The following is a 20,086-nucleotide window of genomic DNA, read 5'->3' as shown; positions in this document are numbered from 1 at the left end:
CGCCTGCCGACCGTGGCTTCCCGCGCCCGGCCGCCCACCGCCCCCTCGCCTGCCGACCACTGCGCTCCGCGCCCGGCCGACCACCGTTTACCACCCCCCCCGCCCACCAACGCCCCACCCCCCCCCCAACCCCACCCCCCAACACCCCACCCCCCACCCCCCCACCCCCCCAGGCCCCCGCCCGCCCCCCGCAGCATAGACTTCCTCTCATGGCCTTCTCCGCGCCGATCTTCTACGTGGATGTCTACAACTACATCAACCTGGTGCTTCTGCTGGTCTCGTTGATCGTGCAGGCGGTGGCTCTGGTGCACTGCCTGACTCAGCGCGGTGACGCGTTCCAGGCCATCGGCACCCTGCCCAAGGGCGCGTGGGCGGCAGTCCTCGGCATCTGCCTGATCTTCACGCTGCTCATCAGCCGAAGCGCGGTCGGCCTGTTCGGCCTGATCGGCATCGCCGCGGCCCTGATCTATCTGCTCGACGTCCGGCCCGGCCTCAAGGACGCGTCGGACGGCCGCGGCTCCTGGTGAGCACCGTTTCCGCATGAGCGATCTTTTCGGGTCGCCGCCCACCGAAGTGGTCGACGGCCTGGAGCAACTGGTGACCGGCTCGGGTGAGCCGGTCACCGTGTTCGCGCACGGGTTCGCGGGCGACATCGCGGGCACCCGGCCGCTCGGCAGCGGGGTCACCGGCCGCCGGGTGTTCTTCCACTTCCGCGGGCACGGCCGCTCGGCGGCGCCGCCCGGGCCGTGGACGTTCGGTGATCTCGCCGCCGACCTGCGTACCGTCGCCGACCGGGCCGGGGCGACCCGGGCGCTCGGGGCCAGCATGGGTTCGGGCGCCCTGTGCCGCCTGCTGAGCGAGACACCCGACCGGTTCGAACGGATCGTCTGCTATCTCCCGGCGCCGCTCGACGGCGTACGCCCGGAGGCCGCGGTGTCGCGGACCGCAAGATTGCTGTCCGCCGCCGAGGCGGGCGACCCGGCGGCGATCGCCGCCGCGATCGAGACCGAGCTGCCGGCCGATGTCCGCGGCACGCCGGCGGGTCACGCTTATGTACGCCAGCGGGCCGCCCAGATCCGCGAACATCCGCCGGCGCCGCAGATCGGCACGCTCTGGCGGGAGCCGGCGGTTCTCGACGTGGCGGCGCTGGCCGGATTCACCGGGCGGGCCCTCGTGCTCGGCTGCCTCGGCGACCCGGTGCACCCGGTCGCATGGGCCGAACGGTTGGCCGGGCTGCTGCCCAAGGCCGGGCTTTTTGTGTACGACGACCCGGCCGTCATCTGGCACAACCGCCGTGACCTGCGGGAACGCGTCTCGGCCTTCCTCAACGACTGAGGTCTTTCTGTCCCCGTGGCCGTAACCTCGGCCGCCCCTCGCCCGGTTTCCCTTACGTGCGGTTATCCCCCAAATCCATTTTTTTCGGACTTGTGGCGCTTGGGCTGCCGGTCGCGGTGACAATCGGCTGGCAGCTGGCGACCCCGGCCACCCGTTCGGCCGCCGTCGGCGCGCCCGGAGGTGCCGGTGGCATGGGCGACGCGCCCGCCCGGCACCTCAAACCGGCGCCGGCGACATCGTCGGCCCCGGTCGCCCCGGTCCCATCAGTCACGCCCTCGATCCCGGCCTCGGCGGCCGTCTCGACTCCGGTCGGCCCGATCGCGTCCGCCCAGGTCACCGGCACCCCGACCGACAGGCCGACGGCGCCCCCGACCGAGGCGTCGGAAGACCCGCTGCCGCCTCTGACCATGCCACCCGTCCCCACACCCACCGAACCGGGCGACCCCAGCGCAACACCGTCGGCCGGCGCATCCCCATCAACAGCCGACTCGGGCGGGCCGGACCGGCGCTTCCACTGGACCGGCCACTAGCTCCCGTTCCGCCGGTTCCCAAGCCGTCCGTGCTGCGGCGGCCCTGAGTCGCTTCCCGTTCCGGCGGCCCTGAGTCGCTTCCCGTTCCGGCGGCTCCAAGCCGCCTCTAACCCCGGCGGCTCCAAGCCGCCTCCCGCCCCGGCGGAGCTGCGGGTCGAACTTCGGTGGACGTCCGCCGCGGGAGCCCTTGGCCTTGCGGTGGCGTCCTGGTCGCTCTTGCTCGGGATGCCGGCCTTGATCCCGCGTGAGCGCAGACAACGACGGTTGGCGCGCCTGGTCTAAGCCTTGTCGGCCAGCACCAGCACCGGACGCGTTCGGGCCCGACCGACACCGGCGCGGGGACCGCGATGAACTGCGGGCTGTCGCCGCGGTGCCCAGCGGTGAGGATCATCGACCGGCTCGTCACTGCGACATGCGGGCGTTGTGCAAGGGCTCTAAGCTCCCGGGTCGTGGACCAGAACGCGGCCAAGCCGCTCGGCACCGTGCGCCAGTTCTTCTCCGGGGCGAGCCTGCTCGGCCGCGGCCTCGAGCTGGTGCTGCGCAGCCCCCGCCTGCTCGGCCTGGGCCTGCTTCCGGCGCTGCTCGCGGGCGTCCTCTACGTCCTCGCCCTGATCTTCCTCATCCGGTTCCTGCCCGATCTGGCCCGCTTCTCGACCGGCTTCGCCGACGGCTGGGCCAGCGGCCTCCGTGATCTGCTCGAGGTGCTGGCCGGCATCGCGATCGTCGGCGTGTCCGTGCTGCTCGGCATGCTCGCCTTCACCGCGGTCACGCTGGCGATCGGCGACCCGTTCTATGAGCGCATCTCGGAGCTGGTCGAGAGCCGTTACGGCGGCGTGCCCGACGGGGTCGAGGTGGGCTTCTGGCGTTCGCTGGGCCGCAGCGTGGTCGACTCGATCCGGCTGATCACCCTGTCGATCCTGGCCGGCATCCCGCTCTTCCTGCTCGGCCTGATCCCGGTGGTCGGCCAGATCGTCTCGCCGGTGCTGGGCGCGCTGGTCGGCGGCTGGCTGCTCGCGGTCGAGCTGACCGGGGCGCCCTTCCAGCGGCGGGGTCAGCGCCTCCGGGACCGGCGACGGGCCCTGAAAGCGAGCCGGCCGATGACGCTCGGTTTCGGCGTCGCGGTCTTCCTGTGCTTCCTGATTCCGCTCGGCGCGATCCTGATGATGCCGGCCGCGATCGCCGGTGCCACGCTGCTCTCCCGCCGGGTCCTGGGCCACCCGATCGACATTGTGAGCCTCCAGCCGCTCTAAGGGCCGGCCGGACAGACCCCTAGGCCGACCCGCGGACGACCAGGTCGGTCGGCAGGACCACTGAGGTGGGCAGGTCGGCTGCGCCGTTGATGAAGCCGAGCAGCTGGCGGGCCATCGTGCGGCCCATGTCGGCGATCGGCTGGCGGACCGTGGTCAGTGGCGGCTCGCTGTAGCGGGAGATGTCGAAGTCGTCGAAGCCGATCACGGCCACGTCGGACGGGACGCGGCGGCCGGCGTCCTTCAGGGCGAGCAGGGCGCCGTGGGCCATCATGTCGGAGGCGACGAAGACCGCGTCCAGGTCGGGGTCGAGCGAGAGCAGCGAGCGCATCGCCTGGATGCCGGATTCGCGGGTGAAGTCGCCGAGCGCCTCGAGGGGCGTGAGGCCGGCCGCGGCCAGGGTGGTGCGATAGCCGGCCAGCCGGTCGATGCCGGCCACCATGTCCTGCGGGCCGGCGATCGTGGCGATGCGGCGGCGGCCGCCGTCGACCAGGTGCTGTACGGCCCGGCAGACGCCCCCGAAGTGGTCGACGTCCACGTAGGGCACGGAAGAGGAGCCGATCGGGCGGCCGCTGCAGATGACCGGGATGCCGAGGCGGGTGAGGGTGCCGGGCAGCGGGTCGGCGCCGTGCATGGAGGCGAACATGACGCCGTCGACGTGGCCGGAGACCGCGTACCGTTCGACGCGGTCGTGGCTGGCCGCCGACCCGGCCATCATCAGCACCAGTTGCTTGTCGGCGGCCTCCAGTTCGACGCTGACGCCCCGGATGATCGCCGGGAAGAACAGGTCGTCGGAGAAGACCCGGTTGGCGGTCTCCGGCAGGATCAGCGCGATCGATTCGGTCCGCTGGGTGACCAGGCTGCGGGCGGCCTGGTTGGGGATGTAGCCCAACTCGTCGACCGCCCGGGTGACCGCTTCCCGGATCGCGGGGGCGACCGAGGTCGAGCCGTTGACGACACGGGAGACGGTCGCCCGGGATACTCCGGCGCGGCGCGCCACCGCCTCCAAGGTTGGCCGCTCCCGCGTCGTCATGAAGTCACCCCTCGATCCCGTTGCGCCGGATCACCTCCCGGTACCACTTCGCGCTGTCCTTCAGCCGGCGCTCCTGCGTGCGGTAGTCGACGTGCACGATGCCGAAACGCTTCGCGTACCCCTCGGCCCATTCGAAATTGTCCATGAGCGACCAGACGAAGTAGCCCCGCAGGTCCACACCGGCCGCCAGGGCATCATGGCAGGCGCGGAGATGCCCGTCGAGGTACTCGATCCGCTTGGTGTCGTGCACCGCGCCGTCCTCGGACGGCCCTTCCGGGTACGCCGCGCCGTTTTCGGTGATCATCAGCGGGGTTCCGGGGTAGTCCTCGTGGATCCGCTTGAGCAGGTGGGTCAGGCCGGACGGCTCGATCAGCCAGTTCATGTCGGTGACCGGGCCCTGCGGCGCGCGGGTCGCGATGCCTTCGCTGCCCGGCTGGTCGGGCGCGGCCGGGGCGCCGGGCTTCGCCGAGACGTACGACGGCTGGTAGAAGTTGATGCCGAGCACGTCGATCGGGGCGTTGACGGCCTTGAGGTCGCCGTCCTGGATGAACGACAGGTCGGTGAACCGGGCCATGTGCTCCAGCATGTCGGCCGGATATTCGCCTTTCAGCAGCGGGTCGAGGAACATCCGGTTGGACAGCCCGTCGAGGATGCGTACGGCCTCGCGGTCGGCCGCGTTGTCGGCGTCGACCGGGAAGACGACCGACGGGTTGAGCGTGATGCTGATCGTGTTGGCGCCGGCGCTGCGCAGCGCCTGGGCGGCCAGGCCGTGGCCGAGCAGCAGGTGGTGCACGGCGGCGAAGGTCGCGGCCGGGTCCTGGCGGCCGGGCGCGTGGCGGCCGCTGCCGTAGCCGAGGTAGGCCGAGCACCACGGCTCGTTGAGGGTGGTCCAGGTTTTGACCCGGTCGCCGAGGCGGGCGTGCACGATCTGGGCGTACTCCGCGAAGGCGAGCGCGGTTTCGCGGTTGGGCCAGCCGCCGCGGTCTTCCAGGACCTGCGGGAGGTCCCAGTGGTAGAGCGTGACGACGGGGTCGATGCCCTTGCCGAGCAGTTCGTCGGTCAGCCGGTCGTAGAAGTCGAGCCCGCGCGAGTTGACCGGGCCGCTGCCGTCGGGCTGGATCCGCGGCCAGGAGATCGAGTAGCGGTACGACGCGAGCCCGAGGTCGGCCATCAGAGCGATGTCCTCGACGTACCGGTGGTAGTGGTCGCAGGCCACATCGCCGGTGTGCCCGGCGTGGACCTTCCCCGGCGTGCGGCTGAAGGTGTCCCAGATGGACGGGCCGCGACCGTCTTCCTGGCTGGCGCCTTCGATCTGATAGGACGCGGTTGCCGCGCCCCAGATGAAGCCGTCGGGGAAGGTGATCCCGGAGAGGGCCGGCTGCGCCGACGTGGACGTGACGGTTGCCGTCATGCGTTCACCGCTTCCTGCGTGTTACCCGGTTTACTTAACCGGTTAATCATAGGGGCCCGCCCGTCCCGCGGAACCCGTCGGTAAGACGAATTTAACCGGATTAGCCGGTGCGGAGGGCGGCGATCAGGCGGGGGTCACCGCTGATGACGAGGCGATCCGGGCGCTGACGGCCCATCAGCGTGAGCAGGAGGTCGCTCGCGGTGCCGGTGGCCTCGGCCCGCGGGTGGTGGTCGTCGGAGTCGAGAATCGTGCCGGTGTCGAGCAGCGCGACTCCGGGGCCGCGCAGCCGCACGAACCATTCGTAGCCCGCGTCGGAGGCGATCAGGTGGGCGACGCCGTGCAGGTCGGTCGGGCCTTTGCGCTTGCCGGCCGGCAGCCAGCTGTCGAGCACCTCGCCGATGCCGTCGGCGGCCAGCTTGGTCTCGACCGGGGTGGCGCGGCCGGCCGCCGCCTCGGCGTCCCACCGGTGCACCGAGATCTCGTGGGCCATCCGGCGCTGCCAGAAGCCGGCCGTCTTGGCCTGCGGCGCCCAGTTCCACGCCGGGAAGTCGGCCTCGAGCGCCTCCAGCGTCTCGATCGTGCCGGTCAGCTCGCGGCGCAGCCCGTCGAGGGCGGCCTCCCACTCCGGAGCCGGCTCCTGTTCGGTGAAGGCGGGGGGATGGTCGGTGACCCCGCGCGCCACCGTCTCGCGGACCCAGCGCAGCATGCCGGTCAGGTGAGCGGTCAGGTCGGCGACCGTCCAGCCCTCGCAGGAGGGCACGGCGGCGTCGGGGCCCGCCTCGGCCACGGCGTCCTGTAGTGCCGGGCTGTCGGCCCGCAGTGCGGCGAGCCAGAAGTCCTTGCTCGCGTGCAGCCTGTTCATCGCGTCTCTCTCCAGTCGACCCAGGAGTCGATGAGGTGCTCCGAACCGTTGAGCCTAGGGTGGTCGGCGTGCCTGACGTTAGCGCCGATCAGCAAACTGACACCCCTCGAGCGAGTGACGGCCCCCTGGCGGCATATACGACGCTACGCCTCGGCGGACCGCCCGGCACGTTGACGGTCGTCTCCGATCCGGACGAAGCGGTCACTACTGTGCGTAAAGCGGCGGCCGAGAGCCGCCCGGTGCTGGTGCTGGCCGGTGGCAGCAACGTCGTCATCGGCGACGACGGCTTCCCTGGCCTCGTGCTGCTCTTGCGCACCACCGGAATCCGCGTGGTGGAGAAGACCGGCGACAGCGTGGTCGTGCGCGTCGCGGCGGGTGAGCCGTGGGACGACTTTGTCGCGCACGCGGTCACTGAGGGTTACTCCGGCATCGAATGTCTCTCCGGCATCCCCGGGTCGGCCGGGGCCACCCCGATCCAGAACGTGGGGGCGTACGGGCAGGAGGTCAGCCACACGATCGTCGCCGTGCACGCCTACGACCGCGAGCACGACAGCCTCCGCGTGATGTCGCCGCTGGAGTGCGACTTCGCGTACCGGAAGAGCGTTTTCAAGGGAAACGACCGGTTCGTCGTTCTCGAGGTTGATTTCCGGCTCGCCCTCTCGGGCGAGTCCGCTCCGATCCGGTACGCCGAACTGGCGCGCACTCTCGGCGTGGAGCCGGGCGACCGGGTGCCGTTGGCCCGCGCGCGCGAGGCCGTGCTCAAGTTGCGCGCAGGCAAGGGCATGGTGCTCGACCCGGACGACCGCGACACCTGGTCGGTGGGGTCGTTCTTCACCAACCCGGTCGTGTCGGCCGAGGCCTGGGCGGCGCTGGAACTGGACGCGCCGCACTGGCCGGGCGACGACGGCACGGTCAAGATCCCGGCGGCCTGGCTGATCGAGCACGCCGGCTTCCCCAAGGGCTTCGCGGGCCATCGGGTCGCGATCTCCAGCAAGCACACGCTGGCGCTGACCAACCGCGGCGACGGCACCGCGGCCGATCTGCTCGACCTGGCCCGCACGATCCGCGACGGTGTGCGGGACCGGTTCGGGATTGAACTGCACCCCGAACCGGTCCTCATCAACTGTTCGATCTAGCGACCTACAGGGCCTGCCACAGCGCGGGCACGTTCGGCGGCTCCCAGCCGACCAGCGACGTGTGCGACTGCAGGCACTTGTAGCTCTTACCGGCGTAGGTCACGACCTGGCCGGCCTTGTACGCCGTGTTCGGCGCCCAGGTGGTGCCGGCCGGCGGCGTGGTCGGCTTGGTGGTCGGCGGCGTGGTCGGCTTGGTGGTCGGCGGTGTGGTGGGCGGTGTGGTGGGCTGCGTGGTCGGCGGGGTAGTCGACGACGAGCCGCTGGTGAAGCCCTGCATCAGGTGGCTGAACTGCCACGTCGACTGCGAGACGCCGGAGCAGTTGCGGTCGCCCGGTGCCTGGCCGGCGCAGCCGCCGTTGTCGCGCTGCAGCGCCCAGAACGAGAGCGCCCCGATGCCCTTCGACTTGGCCCAGTTGGTCACCGTGGTGGCGTTGGCCAGCGTGAAAGTCTCGGCGTTGAGGTTGCCGGAGTCGTTGGCGTAGTCGTCCTCGCCGTTCATCTCGATGATGCCGACCATGCCCCAGTACTGTGCGTCGGTCTTGCCCGGCCAGACCTGCTTGATCTGGTTGAACAGGCCGGTCGCGGCGGTCTGGGTGGCGGCCGCCATGTCGTGGTTGGCGCCGTCGTAGTAGTCGAACGTCATGATGTTGACGATGTCGACGCGGGCGTTGTTCTGCTTCGCGTTCTGCAGGATCGCCAGCGCGTTCGGCTCGAGGCCGTTCGGGCTGGTCGGCAGCGTGTAGCTGAACTGGATGAGCCGGCCGTTGGCCGCTGCCCAGGACTCGACCTGCGCGATCGCCTTGTTGCGGCGGTCGATGCCGTCGGTGCGGCTCAGCGAGTTGTCCTCGACGTCCAGGTCGATCCGGGTGACGTCGTAGGTGGTGATCATCTTCTCGAAGTCGGCGGCGATCGAGTTGACGTTGCCACACGAGTCGGCCAGCTCGGTGCCCTGGTTGTCGGCCGCATAACCGCCGTACGAGGGGATGATGTCGCCGCCGCGGGCGCGCATCGCCGCGATGTCGGAGCCGTAGTTGGACGACGAGATGGGGGTGTCGCCGTCCCACAGCGCGGTGCACGAGCCGACCGAGGCGGTCTGGGCGAACGCGATGGTGAGGAAGTTGTTGCCGGACTGCTGGGAGAGACCGTTCAGGCTGTCGCCGTTGTAGGCCTCGAAGTAGGGGGCGAAGACGTGGGCGGGGATGCGAGAGGTGGTGGCGGCCTGGGCGTCGGGGGATGAGACGGCGAGGAAGCCGCCCACACCGGCGGCGACCGCGACGGCCGTCGCCAGTGTGGCGATGCGGGTTCGGCGCATGGTGACCTCTTCGGGGTGGCAGTTAGTAAACCTAACTAATAGAAGAGGCGCGGCGCACAGATGTCAATAGATCGCCATCAGTCCCAGCCGAAAACTTCGGTGTAGTACGGGATGCCGTTGGCCGCGTAAACCACGCCGGTTCCGATCGAGCGGGCGCCGCAGTTGAGGATGTTCTCCCGGTGATGCGGGCTGGCCATCCAGGCCGCCATCACGTCGGCCGCACTCTGATAACCCCAGGCGATGTTCTCGCCCGAGGGCTGCCGGTAGCCGGCGGCATGGGCCCGGGTCACGAACGTCGAGCCGTCCCGCCAGACGTGCGTGAACAGTCCGGTGTGGGCCATGTAGAGGCTCTGCCGTACGGACGCCACGGTCAGGTCGTGGGAGACGGTCAGGAGGCCGCACCCGTTGGCGTGCCGCTGCTGGTTGGTCATGGTCACCACCTGCGACATCAGGCGGACCTGGGAAACCACGGTCGGCGAAGGCGGGGCCGGCGGCGTGGGTGGCGGGGTCACCGGTGGGAGTGACGTGACCGCCTGGGCGGGCGCGGTGAGAATCAGCAGCAGGGGTGCCGCACCGAGCAGGGCGAGGCGGCGTAACACCTGGGCGAGCACGGGGGCCTCCCGGATCAGGGGCGGGCCGAGTCACCCACCACGGATATCGCATCCGTTTCTCGGCCGTACGTCCCTTAATTGCCTGAAACCGGGCATAAACCGAGGGAAAAGTGTCACGCTATTCGGATGGCAACTTGCGGGGACTGATCGCATCACCGCAACCGCGTCAAGAGCGCCCCGCCTGGCGATTAGCCCGCTAAACTTTCGCTATCCGTATTTAGACCGTCACATCACGCTATCGTGTGTTTGCGCGGTTGATCCCGTTGCCTGCGACTGGCGGGCGGCGATGCCGCAGGAACCGCGGCACAAAAGCTGACCCGCCGGGGCGGGATTTCGGCCGTTCGTCGGCATCCGGCGGACGGCGGCCGAGGCGTGAGCAAGGGGTGGGGCACGGTGAGCACACGATGAGTCGCCTTCTCGTCGTCGAGGACGACCCGGACATCGCCCTCGCCCTGCGGTTGCTGTTCAGCCGCGCGGGTTACGAGGTGGCACACGCCGGTGACGGCCGTACCGGTCTCAAGGAGGCCTACGCCGAGCACCCGGACCTGGTGGTCCTCGATGTCGGCCTCCCGGAGATGGACGGCTGGCAGGTCCTCGAACGGCTGCGGGACGTCTCCGACGTCCCGGTGCTGGTGCTCACGGCACACGGTCAGGAGGCCGAGAAGGTACGCGGCCTGCGCGGCGGCGCCGACGACTACCTGACCAAACCATTCGCCAACAACGAGCTGCTCGCCCGGGTGGAGGCGCTGCTCCGGCGCTCCTCGACCGGGCAGAACAGCTGGGCCAGCCAGGTCTACGACGACGGGCTGGTGCACCTCGACCCGACCAAGCGCCGGGTCTATGTCAAGGGCGACGAGAAGCGTCTGACGCCCACCGAGTTCCGGTTGCTCAACGCGCTGGTCCGGCACGCCGGCGCGGTTCTCAGTCCCAACCAGCTGCTGACCCAGGCGTGGGACGACCCCACGGGCATCGGTCAGGAGCGGGTGAAGTTCGCCGTCCTTCGCCTGCGCCGAAAGCTCGGCTGGTCCGATCCGGACGAGTCGCCGATCGAGTCGGTCCGTGGGTTCGGTTACCGCTACCGCCGGCCCGGCGGCGAGGCCTGATTCCGTCCGTGATCCCGGTCTCCCTCAGATCGCGCTCGGGCTCGTCGATCTGGGCATTGAAAGCCGAGCGAGAGGTAGGTAAGCGTGGAAGACCTAGGTGAAATCGTCGGCGAATTCCTTCTGGAGAGCCACGAGAACCTGGACCAGATCGACCGCGACCTGGTCGACCTGGAGCAGGAGCCGAATTCGCGTGACCTGATCTCCCGTATCTTCCGGGCCATTCACACCATCAAGGGCACCAGCGGGTTCCTCGCCTTCAGCCGGCTCGAGAAGCTCGCGCACGCCGGCGAGTCCCTGCTGTCGCGGCTGCGCGACGGCGTCCAGCCGGTCACCCCGGCGACGATCACGACGCTGCTGGCGACGATCGACGGCGTCCGGTCGCTGCTCGCCTCGATCGAGGAGAACGGCTCGGAGAACGACGTCGACATCGAGAGCATCATCGTGCAGGTTCACGCGCAGATGAATGCCGACGAGGCGGCTCCGGCCGCCGCGGTCGAGGCGCCGGCCGCGGCCGACGAGACCCCGGTGCCGGTCGAGAAGCCGGTCAAGGCGGCCCGCCCGGCCCCCGAACCGGTCGAGGAGCAGCGCCGCCCGCTCGGCCAGATGCTGGTGGAATCCGGCGCGGCCAGCTCGTCCGACGTCGGCTCGGCCCTGCAGTCGCAGATCGAGGGCGACGAGCGCAAGCTCGGCACGATCCTGCTCGACGAGGGCAAGGCGGCGCCGGCCGCGGTCAACGAGGCGTTGCAGAACCAGGCGCCCAAGCGGAGCATCGCCGACAGCGCGATCCGGGTCGACGTCGACCTGCTCGACACCCTGCTCAACATGGTCGGCGAGCTGGTCCTGGCCCGCAACCAGCTGGTCCGCGGCGTGATGGAGACCGGCGACGCGACCCTGGTGCGCAGCGCGCAGCGGCTCGGCATGATCACCAGTGAGCTGCAAGAGGGCATCATGAAGACCCGCATGCAGCCGATCGAGCACATCTGGTCGAAGCTTCCCCGCGTTATCCGCGACCTGAGCAACGGCCTCGGCAAGCAGGTCCAGCTGGTGATGGAGGGCAAGGAGACCGAGCTCGACCGAAGCCTGCTCGAGGCGGTCAAGGACCCGCTGACCCACCTGGTGCGCAACGCGGTCGACCACGGCATCGAGGAGCCTGACCGCCGGACGGCGGCCGGCAAGGGGCCGGAGGGCACGCTCACGCTCCGGGCGTACCACGAGGGCGGCCACGTCGCGGTCGAGGTGGCCGACGACGGCGCCGGCCTCAACGTCGAGCGGATCGCCCAGAAGGCGGTCGAGAACGGCCTGCTGCGGGCCGAGCAGATCGCCAGCATGGACCGGCGCGACATCATGGCCATGGTGTTCCAGCCCGGCTTCTCCACCGCCGCCAAGGTCACCAACGTCTCCGGGCGCGGCGTCGGCATGGACGTGGTCAAGACCAACATCGAGAACATCGGCGGCGCGGTCAGCGTCGATTCGACGCCCGGCGAGGGTACGGTCTGGCGCCTCACGATCCCGCTGACGCTGGCCATCATCCAGGCGCTGACCGTGGACTGCGGCGACCAGCGCTACGTCGTACCGCAGGTCGCCGTGCTCGAGCTGGTCTTCATCGACGGGCAGAGCACCAAGATCGAGTACGCCTCGGGCGCGCCCGTCTACCGCCTGCGCGGCAAGCTGCTCCCGCTCGTCCGGCTGGACCGGGCGCTCGGCCTCGAGGTCGGCGGCGACCAGGGCGTCTACATCATGGTGCTGCAGGCCGACGGCCGGCGCTTCGGCCTGGTCGTCGACCGGGTGCTCAACACCGAAGAGGTCGTGGTCAAGGCCCTCAACAGCCGGTTCAAGGACATCGGCCTGTACGCCGGTGCGACGATTCTGGGCGACGGCAAGGTCGGCCTGATCCTCGACGTCTCCTCGCTCGCCCGGCGCAGCCACTTGACCGCCGACGCGGACCGGAAGAACATGATCGATTCGTCCCGCGCCTCGGGCGGCGCCGGCACCGGTGAACGATTGCTGGTCACCGCGGTCGGCGAGCGCCGGGTGGCGATCCCGCTCGACACGGTCACCCGGCTCGAGGAGTTCCCGCGCGACCGGATCGAGCACGCCGGCTCCCGCGAGGTGGTCCAGTACCGCGGCCAGATCCTGCCGCTGGTGCGGTTGTCGCACCTGCTCGGGGCGTACGGCGAGGAGGCGGAGGGAGAAACCATTTCGGTGGTGGTCTACAGCGAGGGCGGCCGCAGCGTGGCCCTGGTGGTCGACCGGATCGTCGACATCGCCGAGAACTCGACCACCGCCCGCCGGGATGCCGAGGAAGACGGGCTGGTCGGGACCGCGGTCATCCAGCAACGGGTGACCGAGTTGCTCGACGTACGCCGGGCCATCCTCGCCGCCGACCCCAACTTCTACGCCGATCTGGCCGACGACGACATGCTGGTGGAGGTCTGAGATGGCAAGCCGCCAGTTCGCCACCTTCGAGGTGGCCGAGCAGTTGTTCGGAGTCGAGGTGCACACGGTGCAGGAGGTGCTCTCGTACAACGAGTACACCCCGGTGCCGCTGGCCCCGCCGGCCGTCGGCGGGCTGTTCAACCTCCGCGGTCAGGTGATCGCGGCGGTCGACCTGCGGGTCCAGCTCGGCCTGGCCCGCAAGGCGTTGCAGGGCCCGGTCATGAACGTCATTCTGCGCGGCGACGGCGAGCCGGTGAGCCTGGTGGTCGACAAGATCGGCGAGGTGGTCGATCTCGACGACGACACCTTCGAGTCGCCGCCGGACACCCTCAGCGGCCCGACCCGCGAGCTGGTGGTCGGCACCTTCAAGCTGGACGGGCGGCTGATGCTGGCCCTCGACGTCAACCAGGCCGTCGACACGTACCGAGCCACCATCTGATGTACAGCCTCGTCAGCGCGCCGGTTCTCGGCTTCGACCTCACCCGGCTCAGTGGTGGCTCGGCCACCGCTGACGTGCTGCTGCGCGCGCTGCGCCTGCAGGCCGGCGACCTGTCGCTGCTCGCCGAGCGGCTGCCGGACGAGGGCGTACGCGGCCCGCTCTGGGTCGAGGTCGAGAGCGCGGCCCGCCGGATGCCCTCGCTGAAGAACATGAGCAAGGACGATCCGGCCGGGAGCCTGGCCCTGGTCGAGCGGGCACCGATCGGTTCGGTCGACGCCCTGCTCACCTGCCTGCGCTACGACGTGATGTCGTGGACCTGGCAGGGCACCGGCCGGGACGCCCAGCAGAGCGAGACCGCGGCCGCCGCCACCGCGCTGCTCTGCGACGCGGCGGTGGCCAGCTACCTGCGGGAGGTGCTCGACGCCGACTCGCGGCGCCGGCTCGGCGCGGGCTGGGTGGCCGCGATGCGCAAGCTGCCGGTCGGCGCGCCGATCGACCTCGGCCCGCACCACTACGCGGTGTCGGCCCTGCTCGAACGGCTGCGGTCGCTGCGCACCAGCGATCTGAACCGGCTGAACGCCTCGGCCGAGGACGCCCGGCGCAACACCGGCGGCTGGTCGCCGGCGGTTCATTCGGCGTCCTGGGCGGCCTATCTCTCCGATCGGGTCCGCACGGCGGCCGCGGCGCAGATGCTGTTGGTACAGGCCGTCGACACGGCCTCGATTCCGCTGGCCGACCGGGCCGGAGGGGTCTGGAACATGCTCAGCGGCGCGGTTCAGGCCCTCGTGGTGCGCGACCTGCTGGACACCTCGACGGCGCACCGGCTGCTCGCACCGGTGGTCGCGGCACTCGGCCCGGCGTGGCTGGGTTGAGAGGGGCTGAGAAGGGAGTGATCGGATGATTTCGGTCCTCGTCGTCGACGACTCCGTGGTGGTACGCCGCCTGATCGTCGACGCGCTCGGCGGCGCCGAGAACATCGAGGTCGTCGGCACCGCCTCGAACGGCCTGCTCGCCCAGGCCAAGATCGACCAGCTCAAGCCCGACGTCATCACGATGGACATCGAGATGCCGCAGATGGACGGCATCGCGGCGGTGCGCGAACTGCGCAAGCGCAACAAGACCGTGCCCGTCATCATGTTCAGCACGCTGTCCGCCTCGGGTGCGAGCGCGACCCTGGAGGCGCTCTCGGCCGGCGCCACCGACTACGTGACCAAACCGAGCAACGTCGGCTCGGTGACCGAGTCGATCGCGGCCGTACGCGAGCAGCTCGTACCGAAGATCTATGCCCTCGCCGGTCGTCGCCGGCCCGGTGCCGCTCCGCCGGCGGCGCCGGCGCGCCCCGGTCTCGCACCGGCCCGGCCCCGGCCGACGGCGGCCCCGCCCCGCGCCGGGCTGCCACCCTCCGGGCCGCCCGGACGCCTCGGCGCACCTCCGCCGTCCGGTGGCGCCCCCGGCCGCCCGCCGGTCCGGCGCGCGCCCGGCGGCCGCATCGACCTGCTGGCCATCGGCTCGTCGACCGGCGGCCCGGATGCCCTGACCAAAGTGCTGACCGGGCTGCCGTCCGACCTGCCGGTGCCGATCGTGATCACGCAACACATGCCGCCGGTCTTCACCCGGATGTTCGCCGAGCGACTGGACCGCAGCACCTCGCTGCGGGTGTTCGAGGCGGCCGACGGGATGGAACTGGCCCCCGGCTCGGCCTACGTCGCGCCGGGCGATTTCCACCTCGTTTTGCATCGCCGGGGCACCGCCACGCTGATCCAGCTGAGCGGTGCCCCGCAGGAGAACTCCTGCCGCCCGGCCGTGGACGTGATGTTCCGGTCGGTTGCGGCCCTCTACGGCGCGTCGGCCTACGCGACCGTGCTCACCGGAATGGGACACGACGGACGGGGTGGTGCGAAGGTGCTGAGGGATGCGGGCGCCGAGATTCTGGCGCAGGACGAGGCCACTTCGGTGGTCTGGGGCATGCCGGGAGCGGTGGTCGGGGCCGGACTGGCCGACGAGGTGCTGCCGCTCGACCGGATCGCCGCCTTCCTGATCAACCGGGTGAAGGCCGGGCGTTCCGCGGCGGTGGCCCGATGACCCTGTCCCAGGCCGAGTTCTCGTTCGTCTCCCAGCTGGTGCGCAAGGAGGCGTCGATCGTGCTGGCGCCCGGCAAGGAATACCTGGTCGAGGCCCGGCTCATCCCGGTCGCCCGGGCGGTCGGCTCGCCGAGCGTGACCGATTTCCTGGCCGAGCTGCAGCGCCACCCCAACCCGGCCAACCAGCGCCGGATCGTCGACGCGCTGACCACCAACGAGACGTCCTGGTTCCGCGACCGCGAGCCGTTCGCGGCGCTGACCGACGTCGTGCTTCCCGAGCTGGTCAAGTCGCGGGCGTCGTCGCGCAGGGTGCGGCTCTGGTCGGCGGCGAGCTCGAGCGGCCAGGAGGCGTACAGCCTGGCCATCACGCTCCAGGAGCACCTGCCCCCGGGCTGGAATTACGAGATCATGGGCACCGACATCTCGACCGAGATGGTCAAGCGGGCCGAGACCGCGGAATACAGCCAGGTCGAGGTCAACCGTGGGTTGCCGGCGTCCCAGCTGGTGCAGTACTTCGAGCGGGCGGGCGCACACTGGCGGATCACCCCGCAGCTGCGCCGCAACGTCTCCTTCCGGCTGATGAACCTCACCACGCCGCTTCCCGCCATGCAGCCGTTCGACGTGATCTTCCTGCGCAATGTCCTGATCTATTTCGACGTCGCCGTGAAGCGGACCGTGCTGCAGAACGTGGCCCGGCTCCTGCGTCCGGACGGGTGGCTCTTCCTCGGTGCGGCCGAGACCACCATCGGGATCGACGACAACTACGAGCGGGTGGCCGCCGGCCGTACCTCCGCTTACCGAGTCCGTAACGCGGTGCCCGCGGGCGTCGCACGAAGGGGATGAGGCCGCGATGCGCGCCATGGTGATCGATGATTCCCGCGCGATGCGCATGATCCTCAAGCGCATCGTCACCAAGCTGAACTTCGAGGCGGTGGAGGCCGGCGACGGCAAGGAGGCGCTCGACCTTCTCGCCGGCATGGACCAGGTTCCCGACCTGGCCCTCATCGACTGGAACATGCCCAACATGAACGGGCTCGAGTTCGTCACCAACGTCCGGGCTGATCCGCGGCTGCGGGAGATGACGCTGGTCATGGTCACCACCGAGAGCGAACAGAGCCAGATCGTGCGGGCGCTCGCCGCGGGCGCCCACGAGTACGTGATCAAGCCCTTCACCGAGGGCGCCATGATCGAAAAGTTGGCCCTTCTGGGCCTCGTCCCAACCGGAGCGAACTCATGAGCGTCGAAGTCGAGGTGAACGAGAACGACCTCGCCGAGATGGTGGAGCAGGTCTGGATGTCGTATCTGGATCCGGAGGGCCTCAGCCCGCTGATCCCGACGTACGACGAGAACCAGCCGTCCGAGGTGCATTCCTCGGTCTCCATCACCGGGTCCTGGACCGGACACGTGGTCTATGGCTGTTCGACCGTCGCCGCCCGGCACGCGGCGGCGGCGTTTCTCGCCATGGAGCCGGACGAGGTCAGTCAGGAAGACCTCTCCGACGTTCTCGGCGAACTGGCCAACATCGTGGGTGGCAACGTCAAGGCGATGCTGCCCCCGGGCTGTTTCCTCTCGTTGCCGCAGGTGATGCTCGCGCCCGAGTCGACGACCAGATATCCGAACGCCAAGCGCATCAGCGGGGTCTACGGCCTCTGGGAGGACGAGCCCGTCAACGTCTCCATGTGGCAGAGCCGCAGTGATTTGAAGGAGGAGGAGGCATGAAGATCCTCATCGCCGACGACAGCCGGGTCATGCGGCAGATCGTCGTTCGCACGTTGCGTCAGGCCGGATTCGGCGATCACGACCTGATCGAGGCGGCGAACGGCAAAGAGGCGTTCGACATGACCACCGCCGAGTCGCCCGATCTGGTGCTCTCGGACTGGAACATGCCGGAGATGACGGGCATCGAGGTGCTGCGTGCCCTGCGGGCGGCCGGCAACGACGTGAAGTTCGGCTTCGTCACCTCGGAGTGCACGCCGGAGATGATGCAGCAGGCCGATGCGGCCGGTTCGATGTTTTTCATCGTGAAGCCGTTCTCGGCTGAGCGATTCGATGAGGTCTTCGCTCCTATTTTGGGATGATTACGACATGTCCGACGTCTCGGTTCTTCCTGGCACTCTGGCCGTCCGTAACCTCTTTGAGGACCTGCTCGGCCGCGAGGTGACCGTCAGCCCCGGTGACCCGCTCTCCGCGGACGACATCGCCACGGCGACGGTCGCGATCTTCACCGACACCGCTCAGCAGATCTACGGCGTACTCGGGATGCAACTGTCCCTGGCCGCCAACGCGGGGGCGGCGCTGGGCCTGCTGCCGGCCGGTGCGGCCGAGGACAGCATCGACGAGAAAAAGCTGTTCCCGAATCTCGCCGAGAACGTCTTCGAGCTCTGCAACGTGCTGACCAGCCTCCTCAACAAGGAGGGCGGCCCGCACGTCAAGCTCTACCAGGTGATCTACCCCGGCGATCCGCTGCCGGCCGACGCCCGGGCCCACCTGATGGCGCTCGGCCGCCGGGTCGACCTGATGGTCGAGGTCAACCGGTACGGCAAGGGGAAGTTCAGCCTCTCCCTCGCTCCCTGACGCCACCTCTCGTCACCCGCGGGCCCGCCTTTCCGGCGGGCCCGCTGCTTTTTGGGGGCTAAGCAAAATCCGGGCCCGGCCGAACCTTAGGGCGAGCAGGCAATAGCTGTATCAAGAGCTTGGGAGAAAGCGATGACCTCGCCCACCTCGGGAATTTCCGGTTTTCCGTCGACCGCTCCGGCCGCCGGCACCACACCGGCCGCCAGCAAGTCGATCTCGGATGCGTCCAAGGACATCGGGGACAAGGACACCTTTCTGAAGCTCCTGGTCGCTCAGCTGAAATATCAGGACCCCAGCAACCCCGCCGACTCGACCCAGTTCCTGGCGCAGACCGCCCAGTTCACCCAGGTCGAGAAGCTCGGCGACATCGCTGACCTGATGAAGTCCCAGCGCCTGGTCAACGCGAGCGCGTTGGTCGGGCACAACGTCACCTACATGGATGCGAACGGAGCGCAGCTGAGCGGCACCATCGCCTCGGCGAAGCTCAACGGAGACAGCGAACCGATGCTTCGAATCGGGAACACGGACGTGCTGCTGTCCAAGGTCATGGAAGTCCTGCCGATCGCCGGAGAGTCCGGTTCTTCCACCGGTTCGACGGCTCCCACGGAGCGCGGCGCGAAGCCGACCACTCCGACGACCGGTCCCGCGACCGCCTGACAGCAAAGGAAAAGCATCGATGCTGCGCTCTCTCTACTCGGGAATCAGTGGCCTGCACGCCCACCAGCAGATGATGGACGTGACGGGTAACAACATCGCCAACGTCAACACCGTCGGTTACAAGGCCAGCGTGGTCGAATTCCAGGACACGCTGAGCCAGATGCTCGGCGCGGCCGGCGCACCTCAGAACGGCCAGGGCGGCACCAACCCGGCCCAGGTCGGCCTCGGTGTGAAGAACGGCGGCATCACGGCCAACTTCGCCCAGGGCTCGCAGGAGACCACCGGCCGCTCCGGCGACATGATGATCCAGGGCGACGGCTTCTTCATCGCCCGTCAGGGCGCCGAGATGATGTACACCCGGGCCGGCCAGTTCACGTTCGACGCGAACGGCCTGCTGGTCAACGCGAGTGGACAGCCGGTGCAGGGCTGGACGGCGAAGAACGGCGTGGTCAACGCGGCCGGCAAACCGGACGACATCCGGATGCCCCTGGGCAGCACGATCGCGCCCGCGCAGACCACGAAGGTCACGCTCAAGGGCAACCTGAGCAGTGATGACATTCCGGACCCGAACAACCCGACGAACGGCGGCACGCCCGGCTACAGCACCACGATCCCGATCAAGGTGTACGACGCGCAGGGAGCCACGCACACCGTCACCGCGCAGTTCAGCCGGACAGCGAACGACAACGTCAACGACACGTCGACGTGGACCATGGATCTGTTCGCCGAGGACGGAACGACCAATATCGGCACCCAGACGTTGAACTTCCAGAACGGCCTGTCGACCGACGGCGCGGGCACTCCGGTCAAAACGGTGCCCATCGGTACCGCGCCCAACGCGTACACCGTGGACGTCACCGACATCACGTCGTACTCGGGTCTCTCCGATGCGCGGGTGTTCGACACCGACGGCCAAGCGCCGGGGGCCCTGACCTCGGTGTCGTACAGCGTCTCCGACAGCGGCCAGATCATCGGCGTCTACAGCAACGGCTTGAAGGAAACGCTCGGCCAGGTCGCCATGGCCACCTTCAAGAACGTCAACGGCCTGGAGAAGGTCGGCGACTCCGAGTTCCGGTCCACCGTCAACTCCGGCTATGCCCAGGTGGGCACCCCGGGCAGCGCCGGCATGGGCTCCGTGGTCAGCGGCGCGCTCGAGATGTCGAACGTCGACCTGGCCCAGGAGTTCACCAACCTGATCGTCGCCCAGCGGGGCTTCCAGGCCAACTCCAAGGTGATCACGACCTCGGACGAGATCCTCCAGGACCTCGTCGCCATGAAGCGCTAGTACGACCGGTAGTCCGGCCGGCGGCCGGGACAGG

General features: G+C 69.4%; 22 protein-coding genes and 1 pseudogene. 17 read left to right on the top strand and 6 right to left on the bottom strand.

Going from position 1 to position 20,086, the window contains the following annotated elements; genetic code table 11:
* Positions 1-209: 209 nt before the first annotated feature.
* From AB0M88_RS47290 to AB0M88_RS47280, 3 genes are all read left to right on the top strand, one after another.
* Complete coding sequence (locus AB0M88_RS47290; RefSeq protein WP_364113802.1) at positions 210-527, top strand: DUF2516 family protein; 318 nt, start codon at positions 210-212, stop codon at positions 525-527.
* Between the two features lie 13 nt (positions 528-540).
* On the top strand, positions 541-1,335 hold the full coding sequence (locus AB0M88_RS47285; RefSeq protein ID WP_364113800.1) for an alpha/beta hydrolase: 795 nt from the start codon (positions 541-543) through the stop codon (positions 1,333-1,335).
* 92 nt (positions 1,336-1,427) lie between these two features.
* Entirely contained in the window at positions 1,428-1,865 is a 438-nt protein-coding gene (locus AB0M88_RS47280) for a hypothetical protein (protein WP_364113798.1), read from the top strand.
* A 138-nt stretch (positions 1,866-2,003) separates the two neighbouring features.
* Here the strand turns inward: AB0M88_RS47280 and AB0M88_RS47275 are convergent.
* A pseudogene (locus tag AB0M88_RS47275) lies at positions 2,004-2,259 on the bottom strand (IS5/IS1182 family transposase); the annotation flags it as partial.
* Between the two features lie 55 nt (positions 2,260-2,314).
* Here AB0M88_RS47275 and AB0M88_RS47270 point away from each other — a divergent pair.
* On the top strand, positions 2,315-3,115 hold the full coding sequence (locus AB0M88_RS47270) for an EI24 domain-containing protein (RefSeq protein ID WP_364113796.1): 801 nt from the start codon (positions 2,315-2,317) through the stop codon (positions 3,113-3,115).
* A 19-nt stretch (positions 3,116-3,134) separates the two neighbouring features.
* On the opposite strand, the gene AB0M88_RS47265 is transcribed toward AB0M88_RS47270, so the two are convergent.
* From AB0M88_RS47265 to AB0M88_RS47255, 3 genes are all read right to left on the bottom strand, one after another.
* Positions 3,135-4,145 (bottom strand): LacI family DNA-binding transcriptional regulator, encoded by a 1,011-nt coding sequence (locus tag AB0M88_RS47265; protein ID WP_364113794.1) that lies wholly within the window; start codon positions 4,143-4,145, stop codon positions 3,135-3,137.
* A gap of 4 nt (positions 4,146-4,149) precedes the next feature.
* The gene (locus tag AB0M88_RS47260) at positions 4,150-5,556 is read right to left on the bottom strand and encodes a GH1 family beta-glucosidase (RefSeq protein ID WP_364113792.1); all 1,407 of its coding nucleotides are present in this window, start codon (positions 5,554-5,556) and stop codon (positions 4,150-4,152) included.
* Between the two features lie 100 nt (positions 5,557-5,656).
* Positions 5,657-6,418 (bottom strand): maleylpyruvate isomerase family mycothiol-dependent enzyme, encoded by a 762-nt coding sequence (locus AB0M88_RS47255; RefSeq protein WP_364113790.1) that lies wholly within the window; start codon positions 6,416-6,418, stop codon positions 5,657-5,659.
* 68 nt (positions 6,419-6,486) lie between these two features.
* On the opposite strand from AB0M88_RS47255, the gene AB0M88_RS47250 reads away from it, so the two are divergent.
* Complete coding sequence (locus AB0M88_RS47250) at positions 6,487-7,554, top strand: UDP-N-acetylmuramate dehydrogenase (protein WP_364113788.1); 1,068 nt, start codon at positions 6,487-6,489, stop codon at positions 7,552-7,554.
* Between the two features lie 4 nt (positions 7,555-7,558).
* Here AB0M88_RS47250 and AB0M88_RS47245 read toward each other — a convergent pair whose 3' ends face one another.
* Positions 7,559-8,866, bottom strand: a complete 1,308-nt coding sequence (locus AB0M88_RS47245; protein ID WP_364113786.1) for a carbohydrate-binding protein — start codon at positions 8,864-8,866, stop codon at positions 7,559-7,561.
* A 77-nt stretch (positions 8,867-8,943) separates the two neighbouring features.
* A complete protein-coding gene (locus AB0M88_RS47240) occupies positions 8,944-9,477 on the bottom strand; it encodes a CAP domain-containing protein (RefSeq protein WP_364113784.1) in 534 nt (177 codons plus the stop codon).
* A 404-nt stretch (positions 9,478-9,881) separates the two neighbouring features.
* Here AB0M88_RS47240 and AB0M88_RS47235 point away from each other — a divergent pair, with 404 nt between their 5' ends.
* The 12 genes from AB0M88_RS47235 (at position 9,882) to AB0M88_RS47180 (ending at position 20,052) form a co-directional block, all read left to right on the top strand.
* Positions 9,882-10,580, top strand: a complete 699-nt coding sequence (locus AB0M88_RS47235) for a response regulator transcription factor (protein WP_364113782.1) — start codon at positions 9,882-9,884, stop codon at positions 10,578-10,580.
* Between the two features lie 84 nt (positions 10,581-10,664).
* A complete protein-coding gene (locus AB0M88_RS47230) occupies positions 10,665-13,016 on the top strand; it encodes a chemotaxis protein CheW (protein WP_364113780.1) in 2,352 nt (783 codons plus the stop codon).
* 1 nt (position 13,017) lies between these two features.
* Positions 13,018-13,455, top strand: coding sequence for a chemotaxis protein CheW (locus AB0M88_RS47225; protein WP_364113778.1), 438 nt, complete (start codon positions 13,018-13,020; stop codon positions 13,453-13,455).
* Positions 13,455-14,327: a hypothetical protein gene (locus AB0M88_RS47220; RefSeq protein WP_364113776.1), complete on the top strand. Its 873-nt coding sequence runs from the start codon at positions 13,455-13,457 to the stop codon at positions 14,325-14,327. The genes AB0M88_RS47225 and AB0M88_RS47220 overlap by 1 nt, the downstream gene beginning before the upstream one ends.
* A gap of 25 nt (positions 14,328-14,352) precedes the next feature.
* The gene (locus tag AB0M88_RS47215; protein WP_364113773.1) at positions 14,353-15,537 is read left to right on the top strand and encodes a chemotaxis response regulator protein-glutamate methylesterase; all 1,185 of its coding nucleotides are present in this window, start codon (positions 14,353-14,355) and stop codon (positions 15,535-15,537) included.
* Complete coding sequence (locus AB0M88_RS47210; protein WP_364113771.1) at positions 15,534-16,379, top strand: protein-glutamate O-methyltransferase CheR; 846 nt, start codon at positions 15,534-15,536, stop codon at positions 16,377-16,379. Before AB0M88_RS47215 ends, AB0M88_RS47210 begins: the two co-directional genes overlap by 4 nt.
* A gap of 7 nt (positions 16,380-16,386) precedes the next feature.
* Positions 16,387-16,773 carry a response regulator gene (locus AB0M88_RS47205; RefSeq protein ID WP_364113769.1) on the top strand — a complete coding sequence of 129 codons (387 nt, stop codon included), beginning with the start codon at positions 16,387-16,389 and terminating at the stop codon, positions 16,771-16,773.
* Positions 16,770-17,255, top strand: coding sequence for a chemotaxis protein CheX (locus tag AB0M88_RS47200; RefSeq protein ID WP_364113767.1), 486 nt, complete (start codon positions 16,770-16,772; stop codon positions 17,253-17,255). Before AB0M88_RS47205 ends, AB0M88_RS47200 begins: the two co-directional genes overlap by 4 nt.
* The gene (locus tag AB0M88_RS47195) at positions 17,252-17,614 is read left to right on the top strand and encodes a response regulator (protein ID WP_364113765.1); all 363 of its coding nucleotides are present in this window, start codon (positions 17,252-17,254) and stop codon (positions 17,612-17,614) included. The genes AB0M88_RS47200 and AB0M88_RS47195 overlap by 4 nt, the downstream gene beginning before the upstream one ends.
* Before the next feature lie 7 nt (positions 17,615-17,621).
* On the top strand, positions 17,622-18,110 hold the full coding sequence (locus tag AB0M88_RS47190) for a hypothetical protein (RefSeq protein WP_364113763.1): 489 nt from the start codon (positions 17,622-17,624) through the stop codon (positions 18,108-18,110).
* Between the two features lie 132 nt (positions 18,111-18,242).
* Positions 18,243-18,767, top strand: a complete 525-nt coding sequence (locus AB0M88_RS47185) for a flagellar hook capping FlgD N-terminal domain-containing protein (protein ID WP_364113761.1) — start codon at positions 18,243-18,245, stop codon at positions 18,765-18,767.
* Positions 18,768-18,786: 19 nt separating this feature from the next.
* On the top strand, positions 18,787-20,052 hold the full coding sequence (locus tag AB0M88_RS47180; protein ID WP_364113759.1) for a flagellar hook protein FlgE: 1,266 nt from the start codon (positions 18,787-18,789) through the stop codon (positions 20,050-20,052).
* Positions 20,053-20,086 lie beyond the last annotated feature (34 nt).

The sequence above is a fragment of the Actinoplanes sp. NPDC051411 genome (genome assembly GCF_040682075.1).
Lineage (GTDB): Bacteria > Actinomycetota > Actinomycetes > Mycobacteriales > Micromonosporaceae > Actinoplanes.
Note: the sequence above shows the minus strand (reverse complement) of the source record. Positions and strands in the feature narration are given on the sequence as shown.